This is a genomic window from Streptococcus sp. 2100, assembly GCF_013276335.1.
GTDB lineage: Bacteria > Bacillota > Bacilli > Lactobacillales > Streptococcaceae > Streptococcus > Streptococcus pseudopneumoniae.
In genome coordinates this window covers 1-25,863 of the sequence record NZ_VMKV01000017.1, presented here as the reverse complement: position 1 = coordinate 25,863, position 25,863 = coordinate 1, and the positions used below count along the sequence as shown (strand labels likewise).

Annotated in this window: 24 protein-coding genes and 3 pseudogenes; 22 read left to right on the top strand and 5 right to left on the bottom strand. The window is 40.8% G+C overall.

What is annotated here, in order from left to right:
• Positions 1–2: 2 nt before the first annotated feature.
• Complete coding sequence (pepF, locus tag HT669_RS03300; protein WP_000435578.1) at positions 3–1,799, top strand: oligoendopeptidase F; 1,797 nt, start codon at positions 3–5, stop codon at positions 1,797–1,799.
• A gap of 60 nt (positions 1,800–1,859) precedes the next feature.
• Here the strand turns inward: pepF and HT669_RS03295 are convergent, their stop codons facing one another.
• Entirely contained in the window at positions 1,860–2,537 is a 678-nt protein-coding gene (locus tag HT669_RS03295; RefSeq protein ID WP_000433071.1) for a metalloregulator ArsR/SmtB family transcription factor, read from the bottom strand.
• Positions 2,538–2,804: 267 nt separating this feature from the next.
• Here HT669_RS03295 and HT669_RS03290 point away from each other — a divergent pair, with 267 nt between their 5' ends.
• The 3 genes and pseudogenes from HT669_RS03290 to HT669_RS03280 all read left to right on the top strand — a co-directional run bounded on the left by HT669_RS03290 (position 2,805) and on the right by HT669_RS03280 (position 5,414).
• Positions 2,805–3,917: a ThiF family adenylyltransferase gene (locus HT669_RS03290; RefSeq protein WP_016399294.1), complete on the top strand. Its 1,113-nt coding sequence runs from the start codon at positions 2,805–2,807 to the stop codon at positions 3,915–3,917.
• Positions 3,887–4,657, top strand: a pseudogene (locus HT669_RS03285) (ABC transporter ATP-binding protein). The gene HT669_RS03290 and the pseudogene HT669_RS03285 overlap by 31 nt, the downstream one beginning before the upstream one ends.
• On the top strand, positions 4,650–5,414 hold the full coding sequence (locus HT669_RS03280; protein ID WP_000475591.1) for an ABC transporter permease: 765 nt from the start codon (positions 4,650–4,652) through the stop codon (positions 5,412–5,414). The pseudogene HT669_RS03285 and the gene HT669_RS03280 overlap by 8 nt, the downstream one beginning before the upstream one ends.
• A 298-nt stretch (positions 5,415–5,712) precedes the next feature.
• Here HT669_RS03280 and HT669_RS10800 read toward each other — a convergent pair.
• A pseudogene (locus HT669_RS10800) lies at positions 5,713–5,982 on the bottom strand (IS30 family transposase); the annotation flags it as partial.
• A gap of 44 nt (positions 5,983–6,026) precedes the next feature.
• On the opposite strand from HT669_RS10800, the gene HT669_RS03275 reads away from it, so the two are divergent.
• On the top strand, positions 6,027–6,335 hold the full coding sequence (locus tag HT669_RS03275) for a hypothetical protein (protein WP_240147720.1): 309 nt from the start codon (positions 6,027–6,029) through the stop codon (positions 6,333–6,335).
• A 223-nt stretch (positions 6,336–6,558) separates the two neighbouring features.
• Here the strand turns inward: HT669_RS03275 and HT669_RS03270 are convergent, their stop codons facing one another.
• The 3 genes from HT669_RS03270 to HT669_RS03260 are packed head-to-tail and all read right to left on the bottom strand — an operon-like array spanning position 6,559 to position 8,408.
• Positions 6,559–7,326, bottom strand: coding sequence for a hypothetical protein (locus HT669_RS03270; RefSeq protein ID WP_055356752.1), 768 nt, complete (start codon positions 7,324–7,326; stop codon positions 6,559–6,561).
• Positions 7,327–7,342: 16 nt separating this feature from the next.
• Entirely contained in the window at positions 7,343–8,038 is a 696-nt protein-coding gene (locus HT669_RS03265; RefSeq protein ID WP_055356751.1) for an ABC transporter ATP-binding protein, read from the bottom strand.
• 4 nt (positions 8,039–8,042) lie between these two features.
• A complete protein-coding gene (locus HT669_RS03260; RefSeq protein ID WP_000119147.1) occupies positions 8,043–8,408 on the bottom strand; it encodes a GntR family transcriptional regulator in 366 nt (121 codons plus the stop codon).
• Between the two features lie 140 nt (positions 8,409–8,548).
• Between HT669_RS03260 and nrdR the strand changes: the two genes are divergently transcribed.
• From nrdR to HT669_RS03185, 17 genes and pseudogenes are all read left to right on the top strand, one after another.
• A complete protein-coding gene (gene nrdR / locus HT669_RS03255) occupies positions 8,549–9,022 on the top strand; it encodes a transcriptional regulator NrdR (RefSeq protein ID WP_001203672.1) in 474 nt (157 codons plus the stop codon).
• The gene (locus tag HT669_RS03250) at positions 9,023–10,192 is read left to right on the top strand and encodes a replication initiation and membrane attachment family protein (protein WP_172933620.1); all 1,170 of its coding nucleotides are present in this window, start codon (positions 9,023–9,025) and stop codon (positions 10,190–10,192) included.
• Positions 10,193–11,089 (top strand): primosomal protein DnaI, encoded by an 897-nt coding sequence (gene dnaI / locus HT669_RS03245; RefSeq protein ID WP_000446510.1) that lies wholly within the window; start codon positions 10,193–10,195, stop codon positions 11,087–11,089.
• A complete protein-coding gene (locus HT669_RS03240; RefSeq protein ID WP_000140825.1) occupies positions 11,086–11,799 on the top strand; it encodes an NADPH-dependent oxidoreductase in 714 nt (237 codons plus the stop codon). The genes dnaI and HT669_RS03240 overlap by 4 nt, the downstream gene beginning before the upstream one ends.
• Before the next feature lie 13 nt (positions 11,800–11,812).
• The gene (gene der, locus HT669_RS03235; RefSeq protein WP_001207696.1) at positions 11,813–13,123 is read left to right on the top strand and encodes a ribosome biogenesis GTPase Der; all 1,311 of its coding nucleotides are present in this window, start codon (positions 11,813–11,815) and stop codon (positions 13,121–13,123) included.
• A gap of 80 nt (positions 13,124–13,203) precedes the next feature.
• Positions 13,204–13,539, top strand: coding sequence for a hypothetical protein (locus HT669_RS11015; protein ID WP_000681324.1), 336 nt, complete (start codon positions 13,204–13,206; stop codon positions 13,537–13,539).
• Between the two features lie 31 nt (positions 13,540–13,570).
• Complete coding sequence (locus HT669_RS03230; protein WP_050389830.1) at positions 13,571–14,362, top strand: hypothetical protein; 792 nt, start codon at positions 13,571–13,573, stop codon at positions 14,360–14,362.
• Positions 14,355–14,996 (top strand): hypothetical protein, encoded by a 642-nt coding sequence (locus HT669_RS03225; RefSeq protein WP_050389831.1) that lies wholly within the window; start codon positions 14,355–14,357, stop codon positions 14,994–14,996. Before HT669_RS03230 ends, HT669_RS03225 begins: the two co-directional genes overlap by 8 nt.
• 3 nt (positions 14,997–14,999) lie before the next feature.
• Positions 15,000–15,650 carry an ATP-binding cassette domain-containing protein gene (locus HT669_RS03220; protein ID WP_050389832.1) on the top strand — a complete coding sequence of 217 codons (651 nt, stop codon included), beginning with the start codon at positions 15,000–15,002 and terminating at the stop codon, positions 15,648–15,650.
• A 10-nt stretch (positions 15,651–15,660) separates the two neighbouring features.
• Positions 15,661–15,947: pseudogene (locus HT669_RS11485) on the top strand (hypothetical protein).
• Between the two features lie 145 nt (positions 15,948–16,092).
• Positions 16,093–18,606, top strand: coding sequence for a preprotein translocase subunit SecA (gene secA / locus HT669_RS03215; RefSeq protein ID WP_001274079.1), 2,514 nt, complete (start codon positions 16,093–16,095; stop codon positions 18,604–18,606).
• An 80-nt stretch (positions 18,607–18,686) separates the two neighbouring features.
• Positions 18,687–19,718 carry a 3-deoxy-7-phosphoheptulonate synthase gene (locus HT669_RS03210; protein ID WP_000232197.1) on the top strand — a complete coding sequence of 344 codons (1,032 nt, stop codon included), beginning with the start codon at positions 18,687–18,689 and terminating at the stop codon, positions 19,716–19,718.
• A 1-nt stretch (position 19,719) separates the two neighbouring features.
• Complete coding sequence (locus HT669_RS03205) at positions 19,720–20,751, top strand: 3-deoxy-7-phosphoheptulonate synthase (protein WP_000864063.1); 1,032 nt, start codon at positions 19,720–19,722, stop codon at positions 20,749–20,751.
• A gap of 44 nt (positions 20,752–20,795) precedes the next feature.
• Entirely contained in the window at positions 20,796–21,158 is a 363-nt protein-coding gene (gene acpS / locus HT669_RS03200) for a holo-ACP synthase (RefSeq protein WP_031233486.1), read from the top strand.
• Positions 21,148–22,251 carry an alanine racemase gene (gene alr, locus HT669_RS03195; protein WP_023935689.1) on the top strand — a complete coding sequence of 368 codons (1,104 nt, stop codon included), beginning with the start codon at positions 21,148–21,150 and terminating at the stop codon, positions 22,249–22,251. The genes acpS and alr overlap by 11 nt, the downstream gene beginning before the upstream one ends.
• Before the next feature lie 18 nt (positions 22,252–22,269).
• Entirely contained in the window at positions 22,270–24,285 is a 2,016-nt protein-coding gene (recG, locus tag HT669_RS03190; protein WP_172922056.1) for an ATP-dependent DNA helicase RecG, read from the top strand.
• A 319-nt stretch (positions 24,286–24,604) separates the two neighbouring features.
• Positions 24,605–25,585, top strand: coding sequence for an acetylxylan esterase (locus HT669_RS03185; RefSeq protein WP_023940720.1), 981 nt, complete (start codon positions 24,605–24,607; stop codon positions 25,583–25,585).
• The last annotated feature ends 278 nt before the right edge of the window (positions 25,586–25,863 follow it).

Below are 25,863 nucleotides of genomic sequence, written 5' to 3'. Positions count from 1 at the left end.
AAATGGAACAAAAACACCGTTCAGAATTTCCAGAGAAGGAACTTTGGGATTTAACAGCCCTATATCAAGACCGTGAGGATTTCTTGCGTGCGATCGAGAAGGCTCGTGAAGACATCAACCAATTTAGTCGTGATTACAAGGGAAATCTTCATACTTTTGAGGATTTTGAAAAGGCCTTTGCGGAATTGGAACAAATCTACATTCAGATGAGCCATATTGGCAACTATGGCTTTATGCCGCAGACGACAGACTATAGCAATGAGGATTTTGCTAATATCGCCCAAGCTGGGATGGAATTTGAAACAGACGCCAGCGTAGCCTTGACCTTCTTTGACGATGCCTTGGTGGAAGCTGATGAGGAAGTCTTGGACCGTTTGGGTAAATTGCCTCATTTGACGGCGGCCATTCGTCAGGCCAAAATCAAAAAAGCCCACTATCTAGGGGCTGATGTGGAGAAGGCCTTGACCAATCTCGGTGAAGTTTTCTACAGTCCGCAGGATATTTATACTAAGATGCGTGCTGGGGATTTTGAAATGGCTGACTTTGAAGCCCATGGCAAGACCTACAAAAACAGCTTTGTGACCTATGAAAATTTCTACCAAAATCATGAGGATGCTGAGGTTCGTGAGAAATCCTTCCGTTCCTTCTCAGAGGGACTTCGTAAGCACCAAAATACGGCCGCTGCAGCCTATCTAGCCCAAGTCAAGTCTGAAAAACTACTAGCAGATATGAAGGGTTACGACTCAGTCTTTGATTATCTCCTGGCTGAGCAAGAAGTGAACCGTGCTATGTTTGATCGTCAGATTGACCTCATCATGAAGGATTTTGCGCCCGTTGCTCAGAGATACCTCAAGCATGTTGCCAAGGTGAATGGCCTTGAAAAGATGACCTTTGCAGACTGGAAATTGGACTTGGATAGCGCCCTCAATCCTCAAGTGACTATTGACGACGCCTATGATTTGGTCATGAAGTCGGTAGAACCTTTGGGGCAGGAATATTGTCAGGAAGTTTCTCGCTATCAAGAAGAGCGCTGGGTGGACTTTGCTGCTAACAGTGGCAAGGATTCCGGCGGTTATGCGGCGGATTCATATCGCGTGCACCCTTATGTCCTCATGAGCTGGACAGGCCGTTTGAGCGATGTCTATACCTTGATTCATGAAATCGGGCATTCTGGTCAATTCATCTTTTCAGACAATCATCAGAGTTACTTCAATGCTCACATGTCGACTTACTATGTTGAAGCGCCGTCAACTTTCAATGAATTGCTTCTCAGTGATTACTTGGAGCATCAGTCTGACGACCCTCGTCAAAAACGCTTCGCTCTGGCTCACCGCTTGACAGACACCTACTTCCATAACTTTATCACTCACCTTTTGGAAGCAGCATTCCAGCGTAAAGTGTATACATTGATTGAAGAAGGGGAGACCTTTGGAGCAAGTAAGCTCAACAGCATTATGAAGGAAGTTTTGACCGATTTCTGGGGAGATGCCATTGAAATCGACGATGATGCAGCTTTGACTTGGATGCGCCAAGCTCACTACTACATGGGCTTGTATAGTTATACTTACTCAGCAGGACTAGTTATCTCGACAGCTGGTTACCTTCATCTTAAAAACTCTGAAACCGGAGCTGAAGACTGGCTCAATCTCCTCAAATCAGGTGGTAGCAAGACACCGCTTGAGTCAGCCATGATTATCGGAGCCGATATTTCAACAGACAAACCACTTCGTGATACCATCCAATTCTTGTCTGATACGGTTGATCAGATTATCGCCTACAGTGCCCAGTTGGGAGAGTAAGGGGAATAGAGAGGTTGTTATAGAATTGGTATGGACAGTTATTTGCTTAAAAATCCATGTTTAAATCCCCCACTCCTTTTCGAGGAATTCTTTGCCCTGCTCTGTAATGGTAAGTGAACGTGGCGTTTGTGCAGGGATGACCAATTGTTTTTCACTGAAAAATTCTAAAAGAGCATTGCCGAGAGCTCCGCCGACATGATTTTTACGTTCGCTCCAATCCAAACATTTAGGGCAAAATTTCCGTTTTTTCTTTTTCAATTCATCCGTATCAATGTGTAATTTTCTTTGGAAATAAGACTTCCCAGCTTCAGTGAGTTGGAAGTCTTTTTCTGATTCGCTGAGGAGATTTTCTTGCAAGAGATAATTGGTAATGGAAATGCCAAGCTCACCAGCAATATGGTCATAGCAGGTGCGAGCGACCTTTAATTCCTTTTTGTGAATGTGTTGTTTATAACTTTTGACATCACGCTGAGGAGAGTAGAAGCTGAGAAATTCCAGCATTTCTGCAATGGCAGCACTTTTTAAAGAATAATAATGAAAACGTCCATAGGTTTGTAGAGTGGTTACCTGTGCTTCGGTAAGTAATTTGAGGTGATAGCTGACAGTATGTTGCTTGATTTTGGTAAAGCTGGCAATTTCGTTAACCGTGTGAGCTTTTCCATCCATTAGAATATCTAAAATGTGCATCCGAGAAGGGTCTGATAAGAGTTTTGTGATGATGAAAATATCTGGTTCCATAAAAATTTTCTCCAAATTTCATATATCGATGATTTTCTATCTTTTATTATACTATAATTAAAGCACAAGATAAATAGATTTTTAAAATGTTTTACTAGAGAATATTTTAAATTTTATTGTCTGAGTTTAAATGGAGGTAAAATTACAAAAGTAATTGCAGCAGTATCCACAGTTGAAGGACGTTAATCTTAAGATTACATTCTCAACATTTTTTCAAAAGTGAATGGATTTTTCCATTCCTTTTGTCTATTTTAGGAGGAAATAGAATTGAATTTACCTAAAATTAAAGATATTCATAGTGTCCTATTTTTAAAGGATAAAATTAGATTAGGTATAGGAAAAGATTATGGTATTGAGATTGAGAATCTGGATGAGAAGTATACTCAGCTCATTAAGCTTCTCGATGGACAATACACAATCAATGAAATTTGTAGCTTAGTTGATAGCTTGTCCCCTAATGAGGTAGAAGAAAGTATTTCTTTACTAGATACACTAGGGTATTTGGAGGATAATTTTGTTACTACAACTGAATTAACTTCAGAAGAATTGGATAGATATTCCGTAAATCTTAACTTTTTTAATACTTTAGATACATTATCTTTAACAAAATATGATTATCAGTTAAAATTAAAAAAGACGCGTATTTTGCTCTTAGGTATTGGCGGTATAGGAAGTAATATCTGTCTAGCATTGGCTGAATTAGGTATAGGGCATATTACAGCAGTTGATTTTGATACGGTCGAAGCTAGTAATCTCAATAGACAAATTTTGTATTCGACATCTGATATTGGAAAAAGAAAAGTAGAGGCTGCAAAAGAGTCGCTTAGAAAGTTTAATCCTTTAATTGAATTTGAGGTACTTGATAAAGAGATAGGTTCAAAAGAGGATGTCGATGAGTTAATAAAAACTTCAAAATGTGATATCGTAGTAAATGTTGCAGATTATCCAACAGGCTATATTGATTTTTGGGTCAATGAAGCCTGTGTTCAATACAATAAATTATGTCTGTCTGCTGTGGTTGGTAAGAAAAATGGGAAAGTATATTCAATTATTCCGTATAAAGCAGCGTGCTATTACTGTCAGTTTTTAGAGGATTTGGAAAAAATTCCTGAGTATGCTGAAGAGTTGGAGACCGTTCGTACAATGACAAATTCATTGGAACTAGAGATGTTCAGAACTCCGAATGGTGCTTTAGGTCCTGCTTGTCTATTTCAAGGGTATTTTATTTCGTTTGAAATTTTAAGATATATTTTTTGGGGATACGAAGCATTGCTAACATTTAATAAAAGATTCTCAATTGACTTTATAACATTCGAACAACATTTTGATGAATTAACAAAGTATCCAACATGCTCTATTTGTGGGGGAAAGAAAGAGTGAAGAAGTTAAGTGTTAAAAATCTAAAAAAGCAATATGGTTCTTATGAAGCTGTCAAGGGAATTAGCTTTGAATTGGGATAAGGAGAGTGTTTGGGTATCTTGGGAATCAACGGTGCTGGCAAAACATCCACTTTAAAGATGATTTACTCACTGACCTCAATTTCCTCAGGAGAGATTGATATCTTGGGGCAAAATATTGAAACCAATCGTCGTAAGAGTAAATCTTGTCTGGGTATTGTAGGGCAGGAGGATATGCTGGACATGACCTTGAATGTTTATGATAATCTTTTTGCTCACGGTCTATGTTATGGTATCTCATCTGTCGAACTTAGGAAGAGAATCGATTCTCTCTTGGATTTTGTTCAACTGAGCAAACATGCGCAAAAGATGGTGAATCAGCTGTCGGGTGGGATGCGACGACGTCTTGTCTTGGCAAGAGCTCTCATCAATCGGCCTGATATTATCATTTTAGATGAACCGACAGTTGGTTTAGACATTCAATCCCGCAATATTATTTGGGATAAACTTTTGGAGTTGAAGGAATTAGGTGTTTCTATCATTATTACTTCCCACTATATGAATGAGATTGAATATTTGACAGATAGGGTGCTGATGCTCCACCAAGGGACTATCAAAGAAGAAGGAACTGTAGAAGACTTGCTCATCAAGTATGATGCTGACAACCTTGAGACGCTTTTTTTGGGGTTGACTGGGACAGAGAAGGAGGACTTGCATGTTTAAGTTATCATTTCAGTCCATCGGACACGTTGTGGTACGCAACTACATGAGTTTTAGAAATTTATTTAAAATTTCAATTGTCCCCAACCTTATCGACCCCCTCTTTTATCTTTTAGCAATGGGATTTGGAGTTGGTGCCTACTTGACGCATGTTAACGGTATGCTCTACCGTGATTTTGTCATTACAGGTTTAATTGCTGCGACTGCCATGTCTGCGGCCACCGCAGAAACAACGGTCAATGCCTTTATCCAGTATAAGATTGAAAAGACTTATGATGCTATGTTGATGACGCCAATCAATACGAGTGATATTGTGGTGGGTCAGGCTATCTGGGCAGGTATTCGTGCAGTGATTTTCGGTGGGATTTTTTGGCTGATTTCCATGCTTATCACAGCGCATTTTCATGTCTTGATGTTATTGATTCCTCTGATTTTATTTATAGTGGGTTATTTGTTTGGTGTTTTAGGACTAATCTTTACCTACTTGGCACCGTCTAGGGAATTTCTGAATTACTACAATGTTTTGGTAATCCGTCCTCTTTATATGTTTTCAGATACCTTCTTTCCCATTACTTCCTTGCCCCCAATACTTGGTGATTTGACTTGGTTTTCTCCCTTGTATCACGCTACCTGCATGATTCGTATTATATGGGGAGGTGAGGTGACAGGTTTGTATCTTCATCTTATCTGGTTGATAGCCTTGGCGCTCTTGATAACGGTGCTTCCTATGTATATGTTACATCGTAGATATTATAGATAGTTTAATTATTTGTGATGTTGTAGTCATATTCTAATTTATACTAAACGTTATTCGAATTTGGACAGGTATGGGAACTGTGCCTATCAATATTGTAATTTATGGAAGTTGAAATAGTACGGTTCAGTTTTTAAAATATTGTTAGAAATTATAGTGAAATGAAATAAGAACAGGATAAATCGATCAGGACAGTCAAATCGATTTCTAAGAATGTTTTATACTCAATGAAAANNTGACGTGGTTTGAATTTGATTTTCGAAGAGTATTAGAAGTAGAGGTGTACTATTCTAGTTTCAATCTACTATGTTTTAAATTCCCTAATCAATTTGTATAGTCTGTATTTCATTGCCAAATTTCAAGTTCAAGTTATCCATCAAGAAGTCTTCTCTGGGGGACTTGTAGTTCAAGTGTTTTTAGGATAGTTATTAATCCAATTTTCGATGAATGCGACTTCTTTGGGAGTCGTTTTCTTAGTTCCTTTAGGTAACCATCTCCGAATGAGCCTATTGTGATTCTCATTAGTTCCCCTTTCCCAAGAGACATAGGGGGGTGCATAATAGATATGCTCCTTATAGAGCTGTAATCAAGAAAACACGACATTTTTTAAAAACAGATATGGGAACACATAGAGTAATTCCTTTATATTTATTTAATTTAGAATTATTATTAAAAAATAATTTGTTAGATAGCGCTCAATTTTTTATAGATGATTTAGAAAATTTACTGACCAGACAAGGATATTATTTTGAAAAGAATTATTTGCTTTTTTTAAAAGGTATTTATCTCATCAAAACGAATCAAGTAGAGTTAGGTAAAAAAGAATGTTCCAAAGCTATGAGAATATGTAAGGAATATAATGATAGTGATACAATAGAGAAATTAAACAAGACCTTTAAATCAGATTTTACCATTTATACTCAATGAAAATCAAAGAGCAAACTAGGAAGCTAGCCGCAGCTTGCCCAAAGCACTGCTTTGAGGTTGNNATACCTACGGCAAGGTGAAGCTGATGTAGTTTGAAGAGATTTTCGAAGAGTATTAATTGGTTAGAAGGATTCGTCTGTAAGATAAAGTTAGACGGAAAATGAGATAAAATCAAAAAGGATAGCCTCTCTGTGATGAGATGTTATCCTTTTTGATTTTAAAACTATTGCAAGTTAACCTTGTTTCTCAAAATATAGTAGGTTCCGAGATAAAAGATAGCTATGAATATGAGTTCTTCAACAATGCCTATGCTTGCTCCCATATAGAAATTATCATTAAATCCTGCAAGTGAATTGACATAGAAGTTAGTACTGGTATTGAAGAAAACTTCAATAAAGCCAATGACGATTTGGATCCCAATGTAGGCTGCAACAGCGAGTGCTGTACGGTATTCATTGAAAAGCTGTCCAATGGAAATAGCCAAGTAGATGCAGAGGATTCCAGAAACGGTATTTAGTAGGAAGGATAACCCCACAAGAGAGAGTTGAGGAAGGTATGTTCCTACAAGTGGGAACAAGTCATAATGTGACATCCATTCTGGAACCGTTATAGTCACAATAAGAAAAGCACTTAGAGCCAGTACAGCCGAGCTAAGTATAGACCAGATAAAGGCTCCGACTAATTTAGCAGTGATGATATAGTGCTCAGAAACTGGCAAGGTCAAAGTCAGATAGCCTTGGCGGTCATAGACACTACCTTTGAAGCGTTTGATAATCAAGAAAATGGTTGAAATCCCAAGTGTAATTATCAAGCCACCAAAGACGAGAGCCAGAAAGATAAATAGGAAAGGTTGGCTATCTTTGAAAGATATATAATTATAGTAGTGTCCTTGCATTCCTAGGGGGACTGAAAGGACTAGCACGGCTGCGTAGAGGGCTAAATACCACTTGTTAACATTTTTAAATTCGTAGCGAACTAAATTCCAAAACATAAATAATCTCCTTTGATTAGGCCTTAAATTCCTGACGGAAGAGCTGGTCAATGGATTCACCAGACTCATAGCGAATATCATCTACATTGCCTTGACGGACGACTTTTCCGTCTTTGAGGAAGACAATTTCATCCAAGATTGGCTCGATATCAGAAATCAAGTGGGTAGAAATAAAAACGGTAGAAGTTGGGGAGTAGTTGTTGATAATGGTATTGAGGATATACTCACGGGCTGCTGGATCCACCCCACCAATGGGTTCGTCCAAAACGTAGAGGCGGGCATCACGGCTCATAACCAAAATCAGTTGGACCTTTTCCTTGTTACCTTTTGATAATTTCTTGAGACGACTATTTTCATCAATGCCAAGGTCTGCAAGTAGATGATGGGCGCGTTCAAGATTGAAATCTTTATAGAAGGTCTTGAAGTAGGTTAGGGCTTCTTTGACCTTCATTTGCTCATTGAGATAGGTGGTATCAGGCAAATAAGCTACGATAGCCTTGGTTGCTGGGCTTGGGTCCATATCGTTGATGAGGACACGTCCTTGATCTGGTTGTAAGAGGCCATTGATTAGTTTAATCAGGGTTGTTTTCCCTGAGCCGTTTGGCCCAAGGAGACCAACAATTTTTCCAGCTGGGATGTCAAGAGAAACATTTTCAAGGGCTGGGGTTGCTCCATAAGATTTGGATACATTTTCAAATGCTAGTAATGACATAGGCTTAAACTCCTTTAATATAATCGCCGACTACGCCTGGTAGTTCTTCTTTTTCATAGCCAAAATGGGTCATGGAGGAAACGAAGTGTTCCAATTCTTCTTCCGATAATTGTTTGCGTGATTGGGCAATCAGTTCCTTATCCTCAGTCACAAATCGTCCAGTTGTTCGCTTGCTGTAGACAAATCCTTCTCGTTCAAGGTCTGACAAGGCTCTTTGGATGGTGTTTGGATTGACACCGGCCTCGCTCGCTAGCTCTCTCACGGTTGGAAGTTGTTGATTGGCTTCCAGTGTATGGGAAACAATCTGAAGCTTGATTTTCTCCATAATCTGTAAATAGATGGGTTTTTTGTTGTCAAATGTCCAAGACATCTTGGTCTCCTTTCTTTTTATCTATTTGTCTTAATTAAATAATACAACAAAACAAAAAACTTGTCAAGCAAAAAGAAGAATTGTTTTGGGAATCGCTTAAAAAATGGTATAATGAAAAGAAAACGATAAGGAGGGAAAGGATGCGTTGTCCAAAATGTGGGGCTACCAAGTCAAGTGTTATCGATAGTCGCCAAGCAGAAGAAGGGAACACCATTCGTAGAAGACGTGAGTGCGATGAATGCCAACACCGTTTTACAACCTACGAACGAGTAGAAGAAAGAACCTTAGTGGTTGTTAAAAAAGATGGCACACGGGAACAATTCTCCAGAGATAAAATCTTTAATGGGATTATCCGCTCAGCCCAGAAACGTCCTGTGTCAAGTGATGAAATCAACATGGTAGTCAATCGTATCGAACAGAAACTCCGTGGTCGAAATGAAAATGAAATTCAAAGTGAGGACATTGGTTCACTCGTCATGGAGGAGTTGGCTGAACTGGACGAGATTACCTATGTACGTTTTGCCAGTGTCTATCGTAGTTTTAAGGATGTCAGTGAGTTAGAGAGCTTGCTCCAACAAATTACCCAGTCCTCTAAAAAGAAAAAGGAAAGATAAATGAAACCAATTGACCGTTTTTCTTATCTAAAGAATAATCGGGTGTCGCAAGATACCTCATCTCTGGTACAGTGCTACCTCCCGATTATCGGTCAGGAGGCACTGAGCCTTTATCTTTATACGATTAGTTTTTGGGATAATGGCAGAAAGGAATACCTTTTTTCAAGCATTCTCAATCATCTCAATTTTGGGATGGACAGACTTTTAAAATCTTTGAAAATCCTATCTGCTTTTAATCTCTTGACCCTCTATCAAAAGGGTGATACCTATCAGATAGTTATCCATGCTCCTCTTTCAAGTCAAGATTTCTTGGAGCATCCTGTTTATCGTAGACTTTTAGAGAAAAAGATTGGTGATGCAGCTGTGGAGGATTTGAAAGTTGAGAGTGCTGAGGGAGAAGAAATAGCTGTCTCACTCAATCAAGTCTTTCCAGACTTGGCAGAACAGGGAAGTCAAGAAGACCTTGGTCTCAAGAAGAAAGTGGCCAACGATTTTGACTTAGACCATTTTCGTCAGCTTATGGCTCGAGATGGGCTTCGCTTTGCGGATGAGCAGTCCGATGTCTTAAACCTCTTTGCTATTGCCGAGGAGAAGAAATGGACTTGGTTTGAAACCTATCAATTGGCCAAGTCAACAGCTGTTTCCCAGGTTATTTCAACCAAACGCATGCGTGAAAAAATTGCTCAAAAATCAGTTTCCTCTGACTTTAGTCTTAAGGAAGCGACCATTATCAAAGAGGCCAAAAGTAAAACTGCCCTGCAGTTCTTGGCAGAAATCAAGAAAACACGCAAGGGAACCATTACCCAAACAGAAAGAGAACTCTTGCAACAGATGGCTGGCTTGGGTTTGCTGGACGAAGTCATCAATATCATTCTTTTATTGACCTTTAATAAGGTCGATTCGGCAAATATCAATGAGAAATATGCCATGAAGGTAGCCAATGACTATGCCTATCAAAAGATTCATTCGGCAGAAGAGGCAGTCTTGCGCATTCGTGAACGTGGGCAAAAGAATCAGGCTCAAAAAAGCAGTAACCCCAGTCCTGCCAAGTCCAATGTACCCAAGTGGAGCAATCCAGATTATAAAAATGAAACTAGCGAGGCAACTCGTCTGGAACTAGAACGTAAGAAACAAGAACTATTAGCTCGATTAGAAAAAGGAGGAGATTAGATGGAAAGTGTCGGAGACGTACTCAAACGTCAACCTAGCCGTTTTCATTATCAAGATTTGGTCCAGAAAATCATGAAGGACCCTGATGTTGCGGCCTTTATCCAGCAAGAATCCTTGACTCCAGAGGAATTAAATCGCAGTATCTCCAAGTTTAATCAGTACATTACCGAGCGTGACAAGTTTCTCCGTGGTGATACGGATTATATTGCCAAAGGCTACAAACCGATTTTGGTTATGAATCATGGCTATGCGGATGTTTCTTACGAAGAAACTCCTGAACTAATCGCGGCTGAAAAAGAAGCGGCTATTAAGAACCGTCTCAAGTTAATCAATCTGCCAGCCAGTCTCAAGCAAGCTAGTTTAGCTCAAGTAGACTTGGATGATTTGGGTCGTTTGCCAGTTTTTGAAAAGCTATTAGCCTTCGTGGAGCAATATCCAGCTATTCGAAAAGGTCTTTACTTGTATGGAGACTTTGGTGTGGGTAAAAGTCTCATGGTGGCTGCCTTAGCCCATGATTTGTCAGAAAAACGTGGTGTTTCCTCCACTCTCCTCCACTATCCTAGTTTTGTCATCGATGTCAAAAATGCTATCGGTGATGGTAATGTTAAGACATTGGTGGATGAGATTAAGCTTTCTGAAGTCCTGATTTTAGATGACATTGGTGCCGAGCAATCAACACCTTGGGTGCGTGACGAAATCCTGCAGGTCATTCTTCAATATCGGATGCAGGAAAATTTACCGACCTTTTTCACCTCCAACTTCAACTTTGAAGATTTGGAGAAGCATTTTGCGAAAGGGAAACATGGAAATGACGAAACCTGGGAAGCCAGACGGGTCATGGAACGCATCCGTTATTTGGCTGAGGAGACTCGTTTAGAAGGAGTAAACCGCCGATGACAGAAACGATTAAACTAATGAAAGCTCATACTTCAGTGCGTAGATTTAAGGAGCAAGCCCTTCCTCAGGAAGACTTGACGGAAATCCTGACAGCAGCCCAAATGGCCTCGTCTTGGAAGAATTTCCAATCCTACTCTGTGATTGTGGTACGAAGTCAAGAAAAGAAAGATGCCTTGTATGAATTGGTGCCTCAAGAAGCCATTCGCCAGTCAGCTGTTTTCCTTCTCTTTGTCGGAGATTTGAACCGTGCAGAAAAGGGAGCACGACTCCATACGGATACCTTCCAACCTCAAGGTGTAGAAGGTCTCTTGATTAGTTCAGTCGATGCAGCTCTTGCTGGTCAAAATGCCCTGCTGGCAGCTGAAAGCTTGGGCTATGGTGGTGTCATTATTGGCTTGGTGCGTTACAAGTCAGAAGAAGTTGCAGAACTTTTTAACCTGCCTGACTACACCTATCCTGTCTTTGGGATGGCACTAGGTGTGCCAAATCAACATCATGATGTGAAGCCAAGACTACCACTGGAGAATGTTGTCTTTGAGGAAGAATATAAAGAACAGTCAACTGAGGCAATCCAAGCTTATGACCGTGTACAGGCTGACTATGCTGGAGCGCGTGCGACCACAAGCTGGAGTCAGCGTCTAGCAGAACAATTTGGTCAAGCTGAACCAAGCTCAACTAGAAAAAATCTTGAACAGAAGAAGTTATTGTAGAAAGTGAGAAATTATGGCCCTACCAACTATTGCCATTGTAGGACGTCCCAATGTTGGGAAATCAACCCTATTTAATCGGATCGCTGGTGAGCGAATCTCCATTGTAGAAGATGTCGAAGGAGTGACACGTGACCGTATCTATGCAACGGGTGAGTGGCTCAATCGTTCTTTTAGCATGATTGATACAGGAGGAATCGATGATGTCGATGCTCCTTTCATGGAACAAATCAAGCACCAGGCAGAAATTGCCATGGAAGAAGCAGATGTTATCGTCTTTGTCGTGTCCGGTAAGGAAGGAATTACCGATGCAGACGAATACGTAGCCCGTAAGCTTTATAAGACCCACAAACCAGTTATCCTCGCAGTTAACAAGGTGGACAACCCTGAGATGCGAAATGATATCTATGATTTCTACGCCCTCGGTTTGGGTGAACCACTGCCTATCTCATCTGTCCATGGTATCGGTACAGGGGATGTGCTAGATGCCATTGTGGAAAATCTTCCAAATGAATATGAAGAAGAAAATCCAGATGTCATTAAGTTTAGCCTGATTGGTCGTCCAAACGTTGGAAAATCAAGTTTGATCAATGCTATCTTGGGCGAAGACCGTGTTATTGCTAGTCCTGTTGCTGGAACAACTCGTGATGCCATTGATACCCACTTTACAGATACAGATGGTCAAGAGTTTACCATGATTGATACGGCTGGTATGCGTAAGTCTGGTAAGGTTTATGAAAATACTGAGAAATACTCTGTCATGCGTGCCATGCGAGCTATTGACCGCTCTGATGTGGTCTTGATGGTCATCAATGCGGAAGAAGGCATCCGTGAATACGATAAGCGTATCGCAGGTTTTGCCCATGAAGCTGGTAAAGGAATGATTATCGTGGTCAACAAGTGGGATACACTTGAAAAAGACAACCACACTATGAAAAACTGGGAAGAAGATATCCGTGAGCAGTTCCAATATCTACCTTACGCACCGATTATCTTTGTATCAGCTTTGACCAAGCAACGCCTCCATAAACTTCCTGAGATGATTAAGCAAATCAGTGAAAGTCAAAATACACGTATTCCATCAGCTGTCTTGAACGATGTCATCATGGATGCCATTGCCATCAACCCAACACCGACAGACAAAGGAAAACGTCTCAAGATTTTCTATGCGACCCAAGTGGCAACCAAACCACCAACCTTTGTCATCTTTGTCAATGAAGAAGAACTCATGCACTTTTCTTACCTGCGTTTCTTGGAAAATCAAATCCGCAAGGCCTTTGTTTTTGAGGGAACACCGATTCATCTCATCGCAAGAAAACGCAAATAAAAAGTAGAATCTGGAATGACATTTCCAGATTTTTTTGATATAATAAAATAATAGAAAACGCTATCAAAAAGGAGGTATCGATGAAACATTTGTTTAAATTTATAATCTTATTGCCCTGGTTTTACTTTTTCAATTGGATTGAAAAGGATAATAGAGAAAGTAAATTTTTCCCAATTTTTTACTATTTTTACTGGTTTTACATCCCCCTCTATGCTCTTTTTAGCCTTGCTTGGACAGTTATTTCAGTTCTGTTTTTCAATATCGTCTTGAGAAATTTGACAGATATCAAGTTATGGGGCATTTGGTTTCTTTTTATTCTGCTAGCTATTGGTCTGAATAGGTTAACTTATTCTTGTTTCAAAAAAATGCTTAGACTAAGAAAGGAGTTAGGGAAGTCTAAAGCGGGGAGGCATTGATTTATATCGGTTTTTTAATAGGAGGTGGCTTATGAAGATTCCTCTCTTAACTTTGGCAAGGCATAAATTTGTTTATGTCTTGCTTACTTTGCTTTTTCTTGCTTTGGTTTATCGTGATGTTTTGATGACTTATTTCTTTTTTGATATTCATGCGCCCGATCTAGCTAAATTCGATGGACAAGCAATTAAAAATGACTTATTAAAATCAGCATTAGATTTTCGTATTCTCCAGTTCAATCTAGGTTTTTATCAATCATTTATTATTCCAATCATCATTGTTTTGCTAGGTTTTCAATATATTGAGCTGAAAAATAAAGTTTTACGATTGAGTATTGGAAGAGAAGTGAGTTATCAAGGGGTAAAAAGAAAGTTGACTTTGCAAGTTGCAAGTATCCCTTGTGTGATATATTTAGTGACTGTGCTGATAATTGCAATTTTAACTTATTTCTTTGGGACTTTTTCTCCTCTTGAATGGAATTCTCTATTTTCTGATGGGAGTAGTTTACAAAGGCTCCTAGATGGAGAGATAACAAGCTATTTGTTCTTTACTTGTGTCCTACTAATCGGTATTTTCATCAATGCAGTCTATTTTTTAAAAATAGTTGATTATGTGGGGAATGTGACTCGTTCGGCAATTGCCTATTTGATGTTTCTTTGGCTTGGTTCTATGTTACTCTATAGTGCCTTGCCTTACTATATGGTTCCTATGACGAGTTTGATGCAAGCTAGCTATGGGGATGTCAGTTTGATGAAACTCTTTACTCCTTATATCCTTTATATTGTCCCTTATATGGTGCTTGAAAAATATGAAGATAATGTTTAAGAATTTTAACAATATTTTGCTAAAGAGAAAGATCGTTTTACTACTTCGTATAGTTCTGATGATGATTTTGATAAACTATCTATTGTCAACAGCGGTTCAAAAGCAGGATGTTTTTCTCTTTTTCAAGAGAGAATTGATTTCAATCTTTTCCTATAATGACTATTCTGAAGTGAATTTAGAAATCCCCAAACTCTTGTTAAACCTTTCGCTTTTCATGGTAGGATGGCTCTCTGTCATTTTGCTTGAAAGTGATTTGGCAGACCATTACCATCACTTGATTCGCTATCAATCAAGCTCCTTTTTCGATTATACAAGGAAACGATTGGTTGTCATCTCTAAATTTTTTACTCAAGATTTATTTGTCTGGTTCCTTGGTTTACTTCCTCTAGGAATTCATTTCAAAACAGTCGTACTTTTCTTTTTACTTGCTCAGTTAATGATGTTGTACTTGCTACTGTCTTATCTGATAGCACTGATTAGTGCGGGCGCTGGTTTTTCCTTTTTTCTCTATTTTTTAGCATTTGTGGGACAAGAATGGATGATGGATCATATTGTAATAGTATATTTAGGACTCCTAAGTTTATTGGTTATCTTGATTGTTAGTCGTTTGGAAGAGAAATTTAAGAAAGGATAAACGATGAGACTTGAAATTATAGATGGACAGAAAAATTACGCGAAAAGACCTATTTTAAATCAGTTGAATTTGGTGTTTCAATCAGGAAAAATTTATGGCCTTAAAGGTGATAATGGATCTGGCAAGACGGTTCTTTTAAAGGTACTTGCTGGTTATATTAAGCTTGACAAAGGAAAAGTTCTTCAAGATGGGGAAGTCTACGGGATAAAAAATCATTATATTCAGGATGCAGGGATTTTAATTGAAAAGGTAGAGTTTCTATCTCATTTATCCCTGAGAGAAAATTTGGAACTGTTAAGGTATTTTTCATCTAAAGTTACGGAAAAAAGAATTGCCTATTGGATTCAATACTATGATTTACAGGAATTTGAAGACGTTGAGTACCGTCATTTATCCTTAGGAACGAAACAAAAAATGGCTTTGATCCAAGCCTTTATTGCCGAACCATCTATACTCTTTCTCGATGAACCTATGAATGCTTTGGATGAGAAGAGTGTGAGGTTAACCAAACAGGTCATTTTATCTTACCTTAAAAAAGAAAATGGTCTGGTTATCCTGACATCACACATATCGGAAGATATTTCAGACCTTTGTACAGATGTATTAGTTGTCGAAAATGGGCATATACAGTATTCAAAAGATATACAAGCTTAGGAGGTAGCTTATGGTACATCTAAAATCATTTATTACACGCTATTCCAAGGTCTATATTGGTTTAGTTCTGTTAATATGGATTGCTTTCTTCTTTCTTCCTTGGGGCAGTCCGATTCTGGGGGGAAGATTGACCTCTTCAGCATATAGAAAGTCTTGCTAGTTTTTGGCATTCTGTCCATTTTGATGGCCTTGCTGTCCAAGAAAGTCAGTCTCTTTGTTTTTGGATTGATCTGCTGTCTTTCTCTTTGGATTAACTTATTTATCCTATTTGCTATTTTGCCGATTCTTGGCAATTAAAGTATCATAAAAGTCAGAGAGGTTAGCTTGAAAACTAGCCTCTTTTTCCTTTTCAAAATGGGGATTCTTCCTTGAAAATAATCAGTAATTGTGCTAAAATTAAAAGAACATTCTAAAATATTCGGAATTTAAAGTAAGGAAAAACATGGCTAATATTTTAAAAACAATTATCGAAAATGATAAAGGAGAAATCCGTCGTCTGGAAAAGATGGCTGACAAGGTTTTCAAATACGAAGACCAAATGGCTGCTTTGACTGATGACCAACTAAAAGCAAAAACAGTTGAATTTAAAGAACGTTATCAAAATGGAGAATCGCTGGATTCATTGCTTTATGAAGCATTTGCGGTTGTCCGTGAGGGTGCCAAACGTGTCCTAGGTCTCTTCCCATATAAGGTTCAGGTCATGGGGGGAATCGTTCTTCACCATGGTGACGTGCCAGAGATGCGTACAGGGGAAGGGAAAACCTTGACTGCGACTATGCCGGTATACCTCAATGCCCTTTCAGGCAAAGGGGTTCACGTAGTTACGGTTAACGAATACCTATCAGAACGTGACGCGACTGAGATGGGTGAATTGTACTCATGGCTTGGTTTGTCAGTAGGGATTAACTTGGCTGCCAAATCTCCAATGGAGAAAAAAGAAGCCTATGAGTGTGATATTACTTACTCAACCAACTCAGAAATCGGATTTGACTACCTTCGTGACAACATGGTCGTTCGTGCTGAAAACATGGTACAACGTCCGCTTAACTATGCCTTGGTCGATGAGGTTGACTCTATCTTGATTGACGAGGCCCGTACACCTTTGATTGTATCAGGTGCTAATGCAGTTGAAACCAGTCAGCTCTACCATATGGCAGACCACTATGTAAAATCGTTGGACAAAGACGACTACATCATCGATGTGCAGTCTAAGACTATTGGTTTGTCTGATTCAGGGATTGACAAGGCTGAAAGCTACTTCAAGCTTGAAAATCTCTATGACATCGAAAACGTGGCTTTGACTCACTTTATCGATAACGCCCTTCGTGCCAACTACATCATGCTTCTCGATATTGACTATGTGGTGAGCGAAGAGCAAGAAATCTTGATTGTCGACCAATTTACAGGTCGTACCATGGAAGGTCGTCGTTATTCTGATGGCTTGCACCAAGCTATTGAAGCCAAAGAAGGTGTGCCAATCCAGGATGAAACCAAGACATCTGCCTCAATCACGTATCAAAACCTTTTCCGTATGTACAAGAAATTGTCTGGTATGACGGGTACAGGTAAGACTGAAGAAGAAGAATTCCGTGAAATCTACAACATTCGTGTTATTCCAATCCCAACAAACCGTCCTGTTCAACGGATTGACCACTCAGACCTTCTTTATGCAAGTATCGAATCTAAGTTTAAAGCGGTTGTCGAAGACGTTAAGGCTCGTTACCAAAAGGGTCAGCCTGTCTTGGTTGGTACAGTAGCGGTTGAAACTAGTGACTATATTTCTAAGAAATTGGTCGCAGCTGGTGTTCCTCACGAAGTCTTGAATGCCAAAAATCACTATAGAGAAGCCCAAATCATCATGAATGCTGGTCAACGTGGTGCCGTTACCATCGCAACCAACATGGCGGGTCGTGGTACCGACATCAAGCTTGGTGAAGGTGTTCGTGAACTTGGAGGACTTTGTGTGATTGGTACAGAACGTCATGAAAGTCGTCGTATCGATAACCAGCTTCGTGGACGTTCAGGTCGTCAAGGAGATCCAGGTGAGTCACAATTCTACCTCTCTCTTGAAGATGATTTGATGAAACGTTTTGGTTCTGAACGCTTGAAAGGCATATTTGAACGCTTGAATATGTCTGAAGAGGCCATTGAGTCTCGTATGTTGACGCGTCAGGTTGAGGCAGCTCAGAAACGTGTCGAAGGAAATAACTACGATACCCGTAAACAAGTCCTTCAATACGACGATGTCATGCGTGAACAACGTGAGATTATCTATGCTCAACGTTACGATGTCATCACTGCAGACCGTGACTTGGCACCTGAAATTCAGGCTATGCACAAACGCACGATTGAACGTGTCGTCGATGGTCATGCGCGTGCCAAACAAGATGAAAAACTTGAAGCAATTTTGAACTTTGCTAAGTACAACTTGCTTCCAGAAGATTCTATTACGATGGAAGATTTGTCAGGCTTGTCTGATAAGGCCATCAAGGAAGAGCTTTTTCAACGTGCCTTGAAGGTTTATGATAGTCAGGTTTCAAAACTACGCGATGAAGAAGCAGTTAAAGAATTCCAAAAAGTTTTGATTCTACGAGTGGTGGATAACAAGTGGACAGATCATATCGATGCCCTTGATCAATTGCGTAACGCGGTTGGACTTCGTGGTTATGCTCAGAACAACCCTGTTGTTGAGTATCAGGCAGAAGGTTTCCGTATGTTTAATGATATGATTGGTTCGATTGAGTTTGATGTGACACGCTTGATGATGAAAGCACAAATTCATGAACAAGAAAGACCACAGGCAGAACGCCATATCAGTACAACAGCGACTCGCAATATCGCTGCTCACCAAGCAAGTATGCCAGAAGATTTGGATTTGAGCCAGATTGGACGCAATCAACTTTGCCCATGTGGTTCTGGTAAGAAGTTTAAAAATTGTCACGGTAAAAGACAATAAAATGAGATAGTTTAGAGGCGGATATCTTGTGAAAAGTAAATTTTTACTTGGTATCCGTTTGCTTTATAAGGAGATGACTTATGGTATTTACAGCAAAAAGTCCTAAAATAAATATCGAAGAAGTTCGTGCCTTATCAAAATTAGAAGGCCAAGCTTTGGAGAGAAAATCACAGCGCGATCAAGAGCTAGAAGCCATCATGCGTGGAGAAGACCAGCGAATTCTCTTGGTAATCGGTCCGTGCTCATCTGACAACGAAGAAGCTGTCCTTGAATACGCTAAGCGTTTGGCAGTCCTACAAGAAGAAGTGGCAGATCGTATCTTTATGGTTATGCGTGTTTATACTGCCAAACCCCGTACCAACGGAGATGGCTATAAGGGCTTGATTCACCAGCCTAACGCGACAGAAGCGCCTAGTCTTATCAATGGAATCAAAGCCGTTCGCCATCTTCACTATCGTGTCATCACAGAAACAGGGATGACAACTGCTGATGAAATGCTTTATCCTGAAAACCTTCCGCTTGTAGATGATTTGATTTCTTACATGGCAGTTGGTGCCCGTTCAGTTGAAGACCAGCAACACCGCTTTGTGGCAAGTGGGGCAGGATTTTCTACTGGTTTTAAAAATCCAACCTCTGGAAATCTCAATGTCATGTTTAATGGGATTTATGCTGCTCAAAACAAACAAAGTTTCCTTTTCTTAGGAAAAGAAGTAGAAACAACTGGGAACCCGCTTTCACACGCTATTCTTCGTGGTGCTCTTAATGAGTATGGTAACAATATTCCCAACTACTATTATGACAATTTAATTGAGACCATTGCCCAGTATGAGAAAATGGGCTTGGAAAATCCTTTTATCATCATTGATACCAATCATGACAATTCTGGTAAGCAGTATATTGAACAGATCCGAATTGTCCGCCAGACCTTGATTAACCGTGCTTGGAATGAAAAAATTAAGCAGTTCGTTCGTGGTTTTATGATTGAGTCTTATCTGGAAGATGGTCGACAAAATGAGCCAGAAGTATTTGGTAAGTCTATCACAGACCCTTGCTTGGGTTGGGATAACACAGAAGCTCTTGTCAGAGAAATTTACAAAACGTTAGGAGAATAAGATGGCATTTATTGAAAAAGGTCAAGAAATCGATATGGAAGTCATTAAGGCTGAAACCCAATTGTCTGCGGAAGCCTTGAGACTCAAGGAAAGCCGTGACAGGGAATTGGCAGACATTATTTCAGGGGAAGATGACCGTCTCCTTTTGGTAATTGGTCCTTGCTCTTCTGATAATGAAGAAGCTGTCTTGGAATATGCCCGCCGCTTGTCAGCCTTGCAAAAGAAGGTAGCGGACAAGATTTTCATGGTTATGCGCGTTTATACTGCTAAGCCTCGTACCAACGGAGACGGCTATAAAGGGTTGGTTCACCAGCCAGACACTTCTAAGGCTCCAAGCCTGATTAACGGTTTGCAGGCTGTGCGCCAGTTGCACTACCGAGTGATTACAGAGACTGGTTTGACGACGGCAGATGAGATGCTTTATCCGTCAAATCTAATTTTGGTGGATGACTTGGTCAGCTACCATGCTGTTGGAGCTCGTTCTGTGGAAGACCAAGAGCACCGCTTTGTGGCTTCTGGGATTGATGCACCAGTAGGGATGAAAAATCCAACCTCAGGAAATTTGGGTGTTATGTTTAACGCCATCTATGCTGCTCAAAATAAGCAAACCTTCCTTTATCATGGGCAGGAAGTTGAGACTTCAGGTAATCCTTTGTCCCATGTCATCCTCCGTGGAGCAGTTAACGAGTATGGCAATTATATGCCGAATTACTACTATGAAAACCTACTCCAAGCCATTGAACGCTATGAAACCATGGGACTTGAAAATCCCTTTATCCTCATTGATACCAACCATGATAACTCAGGCAAGCAGTATATGGAGCAGATTCGAATTGTTCGCCAGACCTTGCAAAATCGTGATTGGAATGAGAAAATTAAAAAGACAGTTCGAGGATTTATGATTGAATCTTACCTAGCAGATGGTCGTCAAAACCAACCAGAGGTCTTTGGCTGCTCTATTACAGATCCTTGCCTAGGTTGGGAAAATACAGAGGCTTTGGTAGAAGAAATCTATGCTACCTTGGCAGAATAAGTGAAAAGGATGGAGTTGGGGAATCTCAACTCCTTTTGATGAGAATGATAGTTGGACACGGAATTGACATCGAAGAATTGGCTTCGATAGAAAGAGCGGCTGCACGACATGAAGGCTTTGCCAAGCGCGTGCTGACAGCCAAGGAAATGGAACGGTTTAACAGTCTTAAAGGGCGCAGGCAAATCGAATATTTGGCTGGTCGCTGGTCGGCTAAAGAAGCCTTTTCCAAGGCCATGGGAACGGGAATTGGCAAGCTCGGTTTTCAGGATTTAGAAGTCTTAAACAATGAACGCGGGGCGCCTTATTTTAGTCAGTCACCATTTTCAGGAAAAATTTGGCTATCTATCAGCCATACCGATCAGTTTGTGACAGCCAGTGTCATTTTGGAGGAAAATCATGCAAGCTAGTCCGCATAGACCAACCAAGGCTCTGATTCATCTGGGAGCTATTCGACACAATATTCAGCAAATGGGGGCTCATATCCCTGAGGGGACACTCAAGTGGGCAGTGGTCAAAGCCAATGCCTATGGGCATGGGGCAGTAGCTGTTGCCAATGCGATTCAAGATGATGTCGATGGCTTCTGCGTTTCCAATATTGATGAAGCTATTGAACTCAGACAAGCTGGACTCAGCAAGCCAATCCTCATTTTAGGAGTTTCTGAGCTAGAAGTTGTTGCTCTAGCTAAAGAATATGACATCACCTTGACAGTGGCTGGACTGGAGTGGATTCAAGCACTCTTAGATAAGGAAGCGGACCTAACTGGATTGACAGTTCACCTCAAGATTGACTCAGGGATGGGACGGATTGGTTTTAGAGAGGCTAGTGAGGCTGATCAGGCTCAAGACTTGCTCCAACAACACGGTGTTCGTGTTGAAGGAATCTTTACCCACTTTGCGACTGCTGATGAGGAATCAGATGACTATTTTAATGCCCAGTTAGAACGGTTTAAAACCATTCTATCAAGTATGAAAGGTCTTCCAGAGCTGGTTCATGCCAGTAATTCGGCAACGACCCTTTGGCATGCAGAGACTATTTTTAATGCGATCCGTATGGGAGATGCCATGTATGGTCTTAATCCTAGCGGAGAGGTCTTGGATTTACCCTATGACTTGATTCCAGCCTTGACCTTGGAGTCTGCTCTGGTTCATGTCAAGACAGTTTCAGCTGGAGCTTGCATGGGCTACGGGGCGACCTATCAGGCAGATAGCGAGCAGGTCATCGCGACCGTGCCAATCGGCTATGCAGATGGATGGACAAGAGACATGGAAAATTTCTCTGTCTTGGTAGATGGCCAAGCTTGCCCAATTGTCGGCAGGGTTTCGATGGACCAAATCACTATTCGATTGCCTAAGCCTTACCCACTCGGAACCAAGGTAACCTTGATTGGCTCCAATGGGGATAAGGAAATCACTGCAACTCAGGTAGCGTCCTACCGTGGGACTATTAACTATGAGGTGGTTTGTCTTCTCAGCGACCGCATTCCGAGAGAATATGATTAGAAAAGAAAGGAGTGGAGCATGAATCTACATCAACCCTTGCATGTCTTACCTGGTGTGGGACCAAAGTCAGCAGAAAAATACGCCAAACTAGGAATTGAAAATTTGCAAGATCTCTTGCTCTACTTTCCTTTCCGTTATGAAGATTTTAAGACTAAGCAGGTGCTAGATCTGGAAGACGGTGAAAAGGCAGTTCTTTCTGGTCAAGTCGTGACTCCTGCCAGTGTCCAGTATTATGGTTTTAAGCGCAATCGCCTGCGTTTTAGCCTCAAACAGGGAGAAGTCGTTTTTGCGGTGAACTTCTTTAACCAGCCTTATCTAGCTGATAAGATAGAGTTGGGAGCAACTCTTGCTGTCTTTGGAAAATGGGACCGCGCTAAGGCTAGTCTGACTGGGATGAAGGTTCTGGCTCAGGTAGAAGATGACCTCCAGCCTGTCTATCGTCTGGCTCAGGGAATCAGTCAGGCCAGTCTGGTCAAAGTTATCAAGACAGCCTTTGATCAGGGACTGGACCTCTTGATTGAGGAAAATCTTCCCCAGTCTTTGCTGGACAAATACAAACTCATGTCCCGTTGTCAGGCTGTTCGTGCCATGCATTTCCCCAAGGATTTGGCAGAATACAAGCAGGCTCTTCGCCGTATCAAATTTGAGGAACTCTTTTATTTTCAAATGCAATTGCAGACGCTCAAGTCTGAAAATAGAGTTCAGGGAAGTGGTCTGGTTCTGAATTGGTCTCAGGAAAAAGTGACAGTAGTTAAAGAAAATCTACCTTTTTCCTTGACCCCAGCTCAAGAAAAGAGTTTACAGGAAATTTTGACAGACATGAAGTCGGATCACCACATGAATCGTCTCTTGCAAGGGGATGTGGGGAGCGGAAAAACGGTGGTCGCTGGCTTGGCTATGTTTGCGGCAGTGACAGCTGGCTACCAATCAGCCCTCATGGTACCAACAGAAATTCTCGCAGAGCAACACTTTGAGAGTCTACAGAGTCTCTTTCCAGACCTAAAACTGGCTCTCTTGACAGGTTCCTTAAAAGCTGCAGAAAAGAGAGAAGTCTTGGAGACCATTGCCAAGGGTGAGGCTGATTTGATTATCGGAACCCACGCTCTGATTCAGGATGGAGTGGATTATGCTCGCCTTGGCTTGATTATCATCGATGAACAGCACCGTTTTGGTGTGGGGCAAAGGCGTATTTTACGGGAAAAAGGCGACAATCCAGATGTCCTCATGATGACGGCGACTCCCATTCCACGGACGCTTGCCATCACAGCCTTTGGAGATATGGATGTTTCCATTATCGACCAGATGCCAGCAGGTCGGAAGCCTATTGTGACGCGCTGGATCAAACATGAGCAACTAGCTCAGGTTTTGACTTGGTTAGAGGGGGAAATCCAAAAAGGTTCTCAAGCCTATGTCATCTCTCCTTTGATTGAAGAATCAGAAGCTCTAGATTTGAAAAATGCCATTGCCTTATCAGAAGAGCTGACGGCTCATTTTGCAGGTAAGGCAGAAGTGGCTCTTCTACATGGTAAGATGAAGAGTGACGAAAAAGACCAGATCATGCAGGATTTCAAAGAGAGAAAGACGGATATTCTGGTTTCGACGACGGTTATCGAGGTTGGGGTCAACGTTCCTAATGCTACGGTCATGATTATCATGGATGCCGACCGTTTCGGTCTCAGTCAGCTTCACCAGCTTAGAGGTCGTGTCGGTCGGGGGGACAAGCAGTCCTATGCTGTTCTCGTTGCCAATCCCAAGACTGATTCTGGGAACGACCGCATGCGCATCATGACAGAAACGACCAATGGATTTGTCCTGGCCGAAGAAGATTTGAAAATGCGTGGTTCAGGTGAAATTTTTGGAACCAGACAGTCAGGACTCCCAGAGTTTCAAGTAGCTGATATTATCGAAGATTTTCCGATTTTAGAAGAAGCCAGAAAGGTTGCTAGCTACATTAGTTCTATTGAAGGCTGGCAAGAGGATCCAGAGTGGCGCATGATTGCCCTTCATTTGGAAAAGAAAGAACATCTGGATTAAGCTTTCTCTAAGGAAAACTTAAGCTAGCTTTCAGGTTTGACCCTTATACTAGAGTCATCAAAAAGAAACGAGGACTCTCATATGACAGTAACGATTAAAGTAAATTACCAAACTACTTTCCAAAAGAAAGAAGCAAAAAACTAAGATTGAATAAAGGAAGAAGAGCGAAATGCTCTTTTTTCGTTTCTAAAACTACTTTCAGTCAATAGGCTTGAAGGAGGAAAAGCTAAATTCACTTTCTATTTATCCTTCTTTCTTGCATTGCTTTCTTAGATGTGCTACAGTTGTGGTAGCGATTACAAAATAAAAGGAGCATGCTATGAAAAATCCAGCTTTGTTAGAAGAAATGAAGACTTATAAAGGCAGGGACGAGGTTCCGGAAGATTTTGATGCTTTCTGGGATGAGGAAGTGAAAAAAGTTTCCACGCTTCCAGCCTACCACTTGGAGGAAAGAGATTTCCACATTCCTCAAGTCAAGTGCTATGAACTAACCTTTGAAGGAAGCAATGAAGGCAAGGTCTATGCACGCGTCGTTCTTCCAAAGAGTGAGGAGAAGGTTCCGCTAATCTTCCATTTCCATGGTTATATGGGACGTGGTTGGGATTGGGCCGACATGCTGGGCTTCACCGTAGCTGGTTACGGTGTTGTTTCCATGGATGTTCGAGGCCAGTCGGGCTATTCACAAGACGGTTTGCGTTCTCCTCTAGGAAATACGGTTAAGGGACATATTATCCGTGGTGCTGTGGAGGGTCGGGATCACCTCTTTTATAAGGATGTTTATCTGGACATTTACCAGTTGGTTGAAATTATTGCTAATCTGCCTGAGGTAGATGAGAAGCGTCTTTCTAGCTATGGTGCCTCTCAAGGTGGTGCTCTAGCTTTGGTTGCAGCAGCGCTCAATCCTCGAATTCAGAAAACAGTTTCCATCTATCCCTTCTTGTCAGACTTCAGACGGGTGATTGAGATTGGCAATACTAGTGAGGCTTATGATGAACTTTTCCGTTATTTCAAGTTCCACGATCCTTTTCATGAAACAGAGGAGGAAATCATGGCGACCCTTGCCTATATCGATGTCAAAAATCTTGCCCATCGTATCCAAGGTGAGGTTAAGATGATTACGGGCTTGGACGACGATGTTTGCTATCCCATTACCCAGTTTGCGATTTACAATCGTTTGATCTGCGATAAGGCTTATCGCATCATGCCTGAGTATGCCCACGAAGCCATGAATGTTTTTGTCAATGACCAGGTTTATAACTGGCTCTGTGGGAGTGAGATTCCTTTCAAATATCTAAAATAAGGAGTCGACTCTAGGCACAAAATCTTAAAAATCACAAACACGCATAGTATCAGGTGTTGAACAAGCTTGATACTATGCGTTTTATAGTGGGAATATTTATAGAATTTTTTGTTGCTAGCTTTGTCAAATTGCTTAAAATAATTTTTTTCAGAAAGCAAAAGCCGATACCTATCGAGTAGGGTAGTTCTTGCTATCGTCAGGCTTGTCTGTAGGTGTTAATACTTTCCAAAAATCTCTTCAAACCACGTCAGCTTCGCCTTGCCGTAGGTATGGTTACT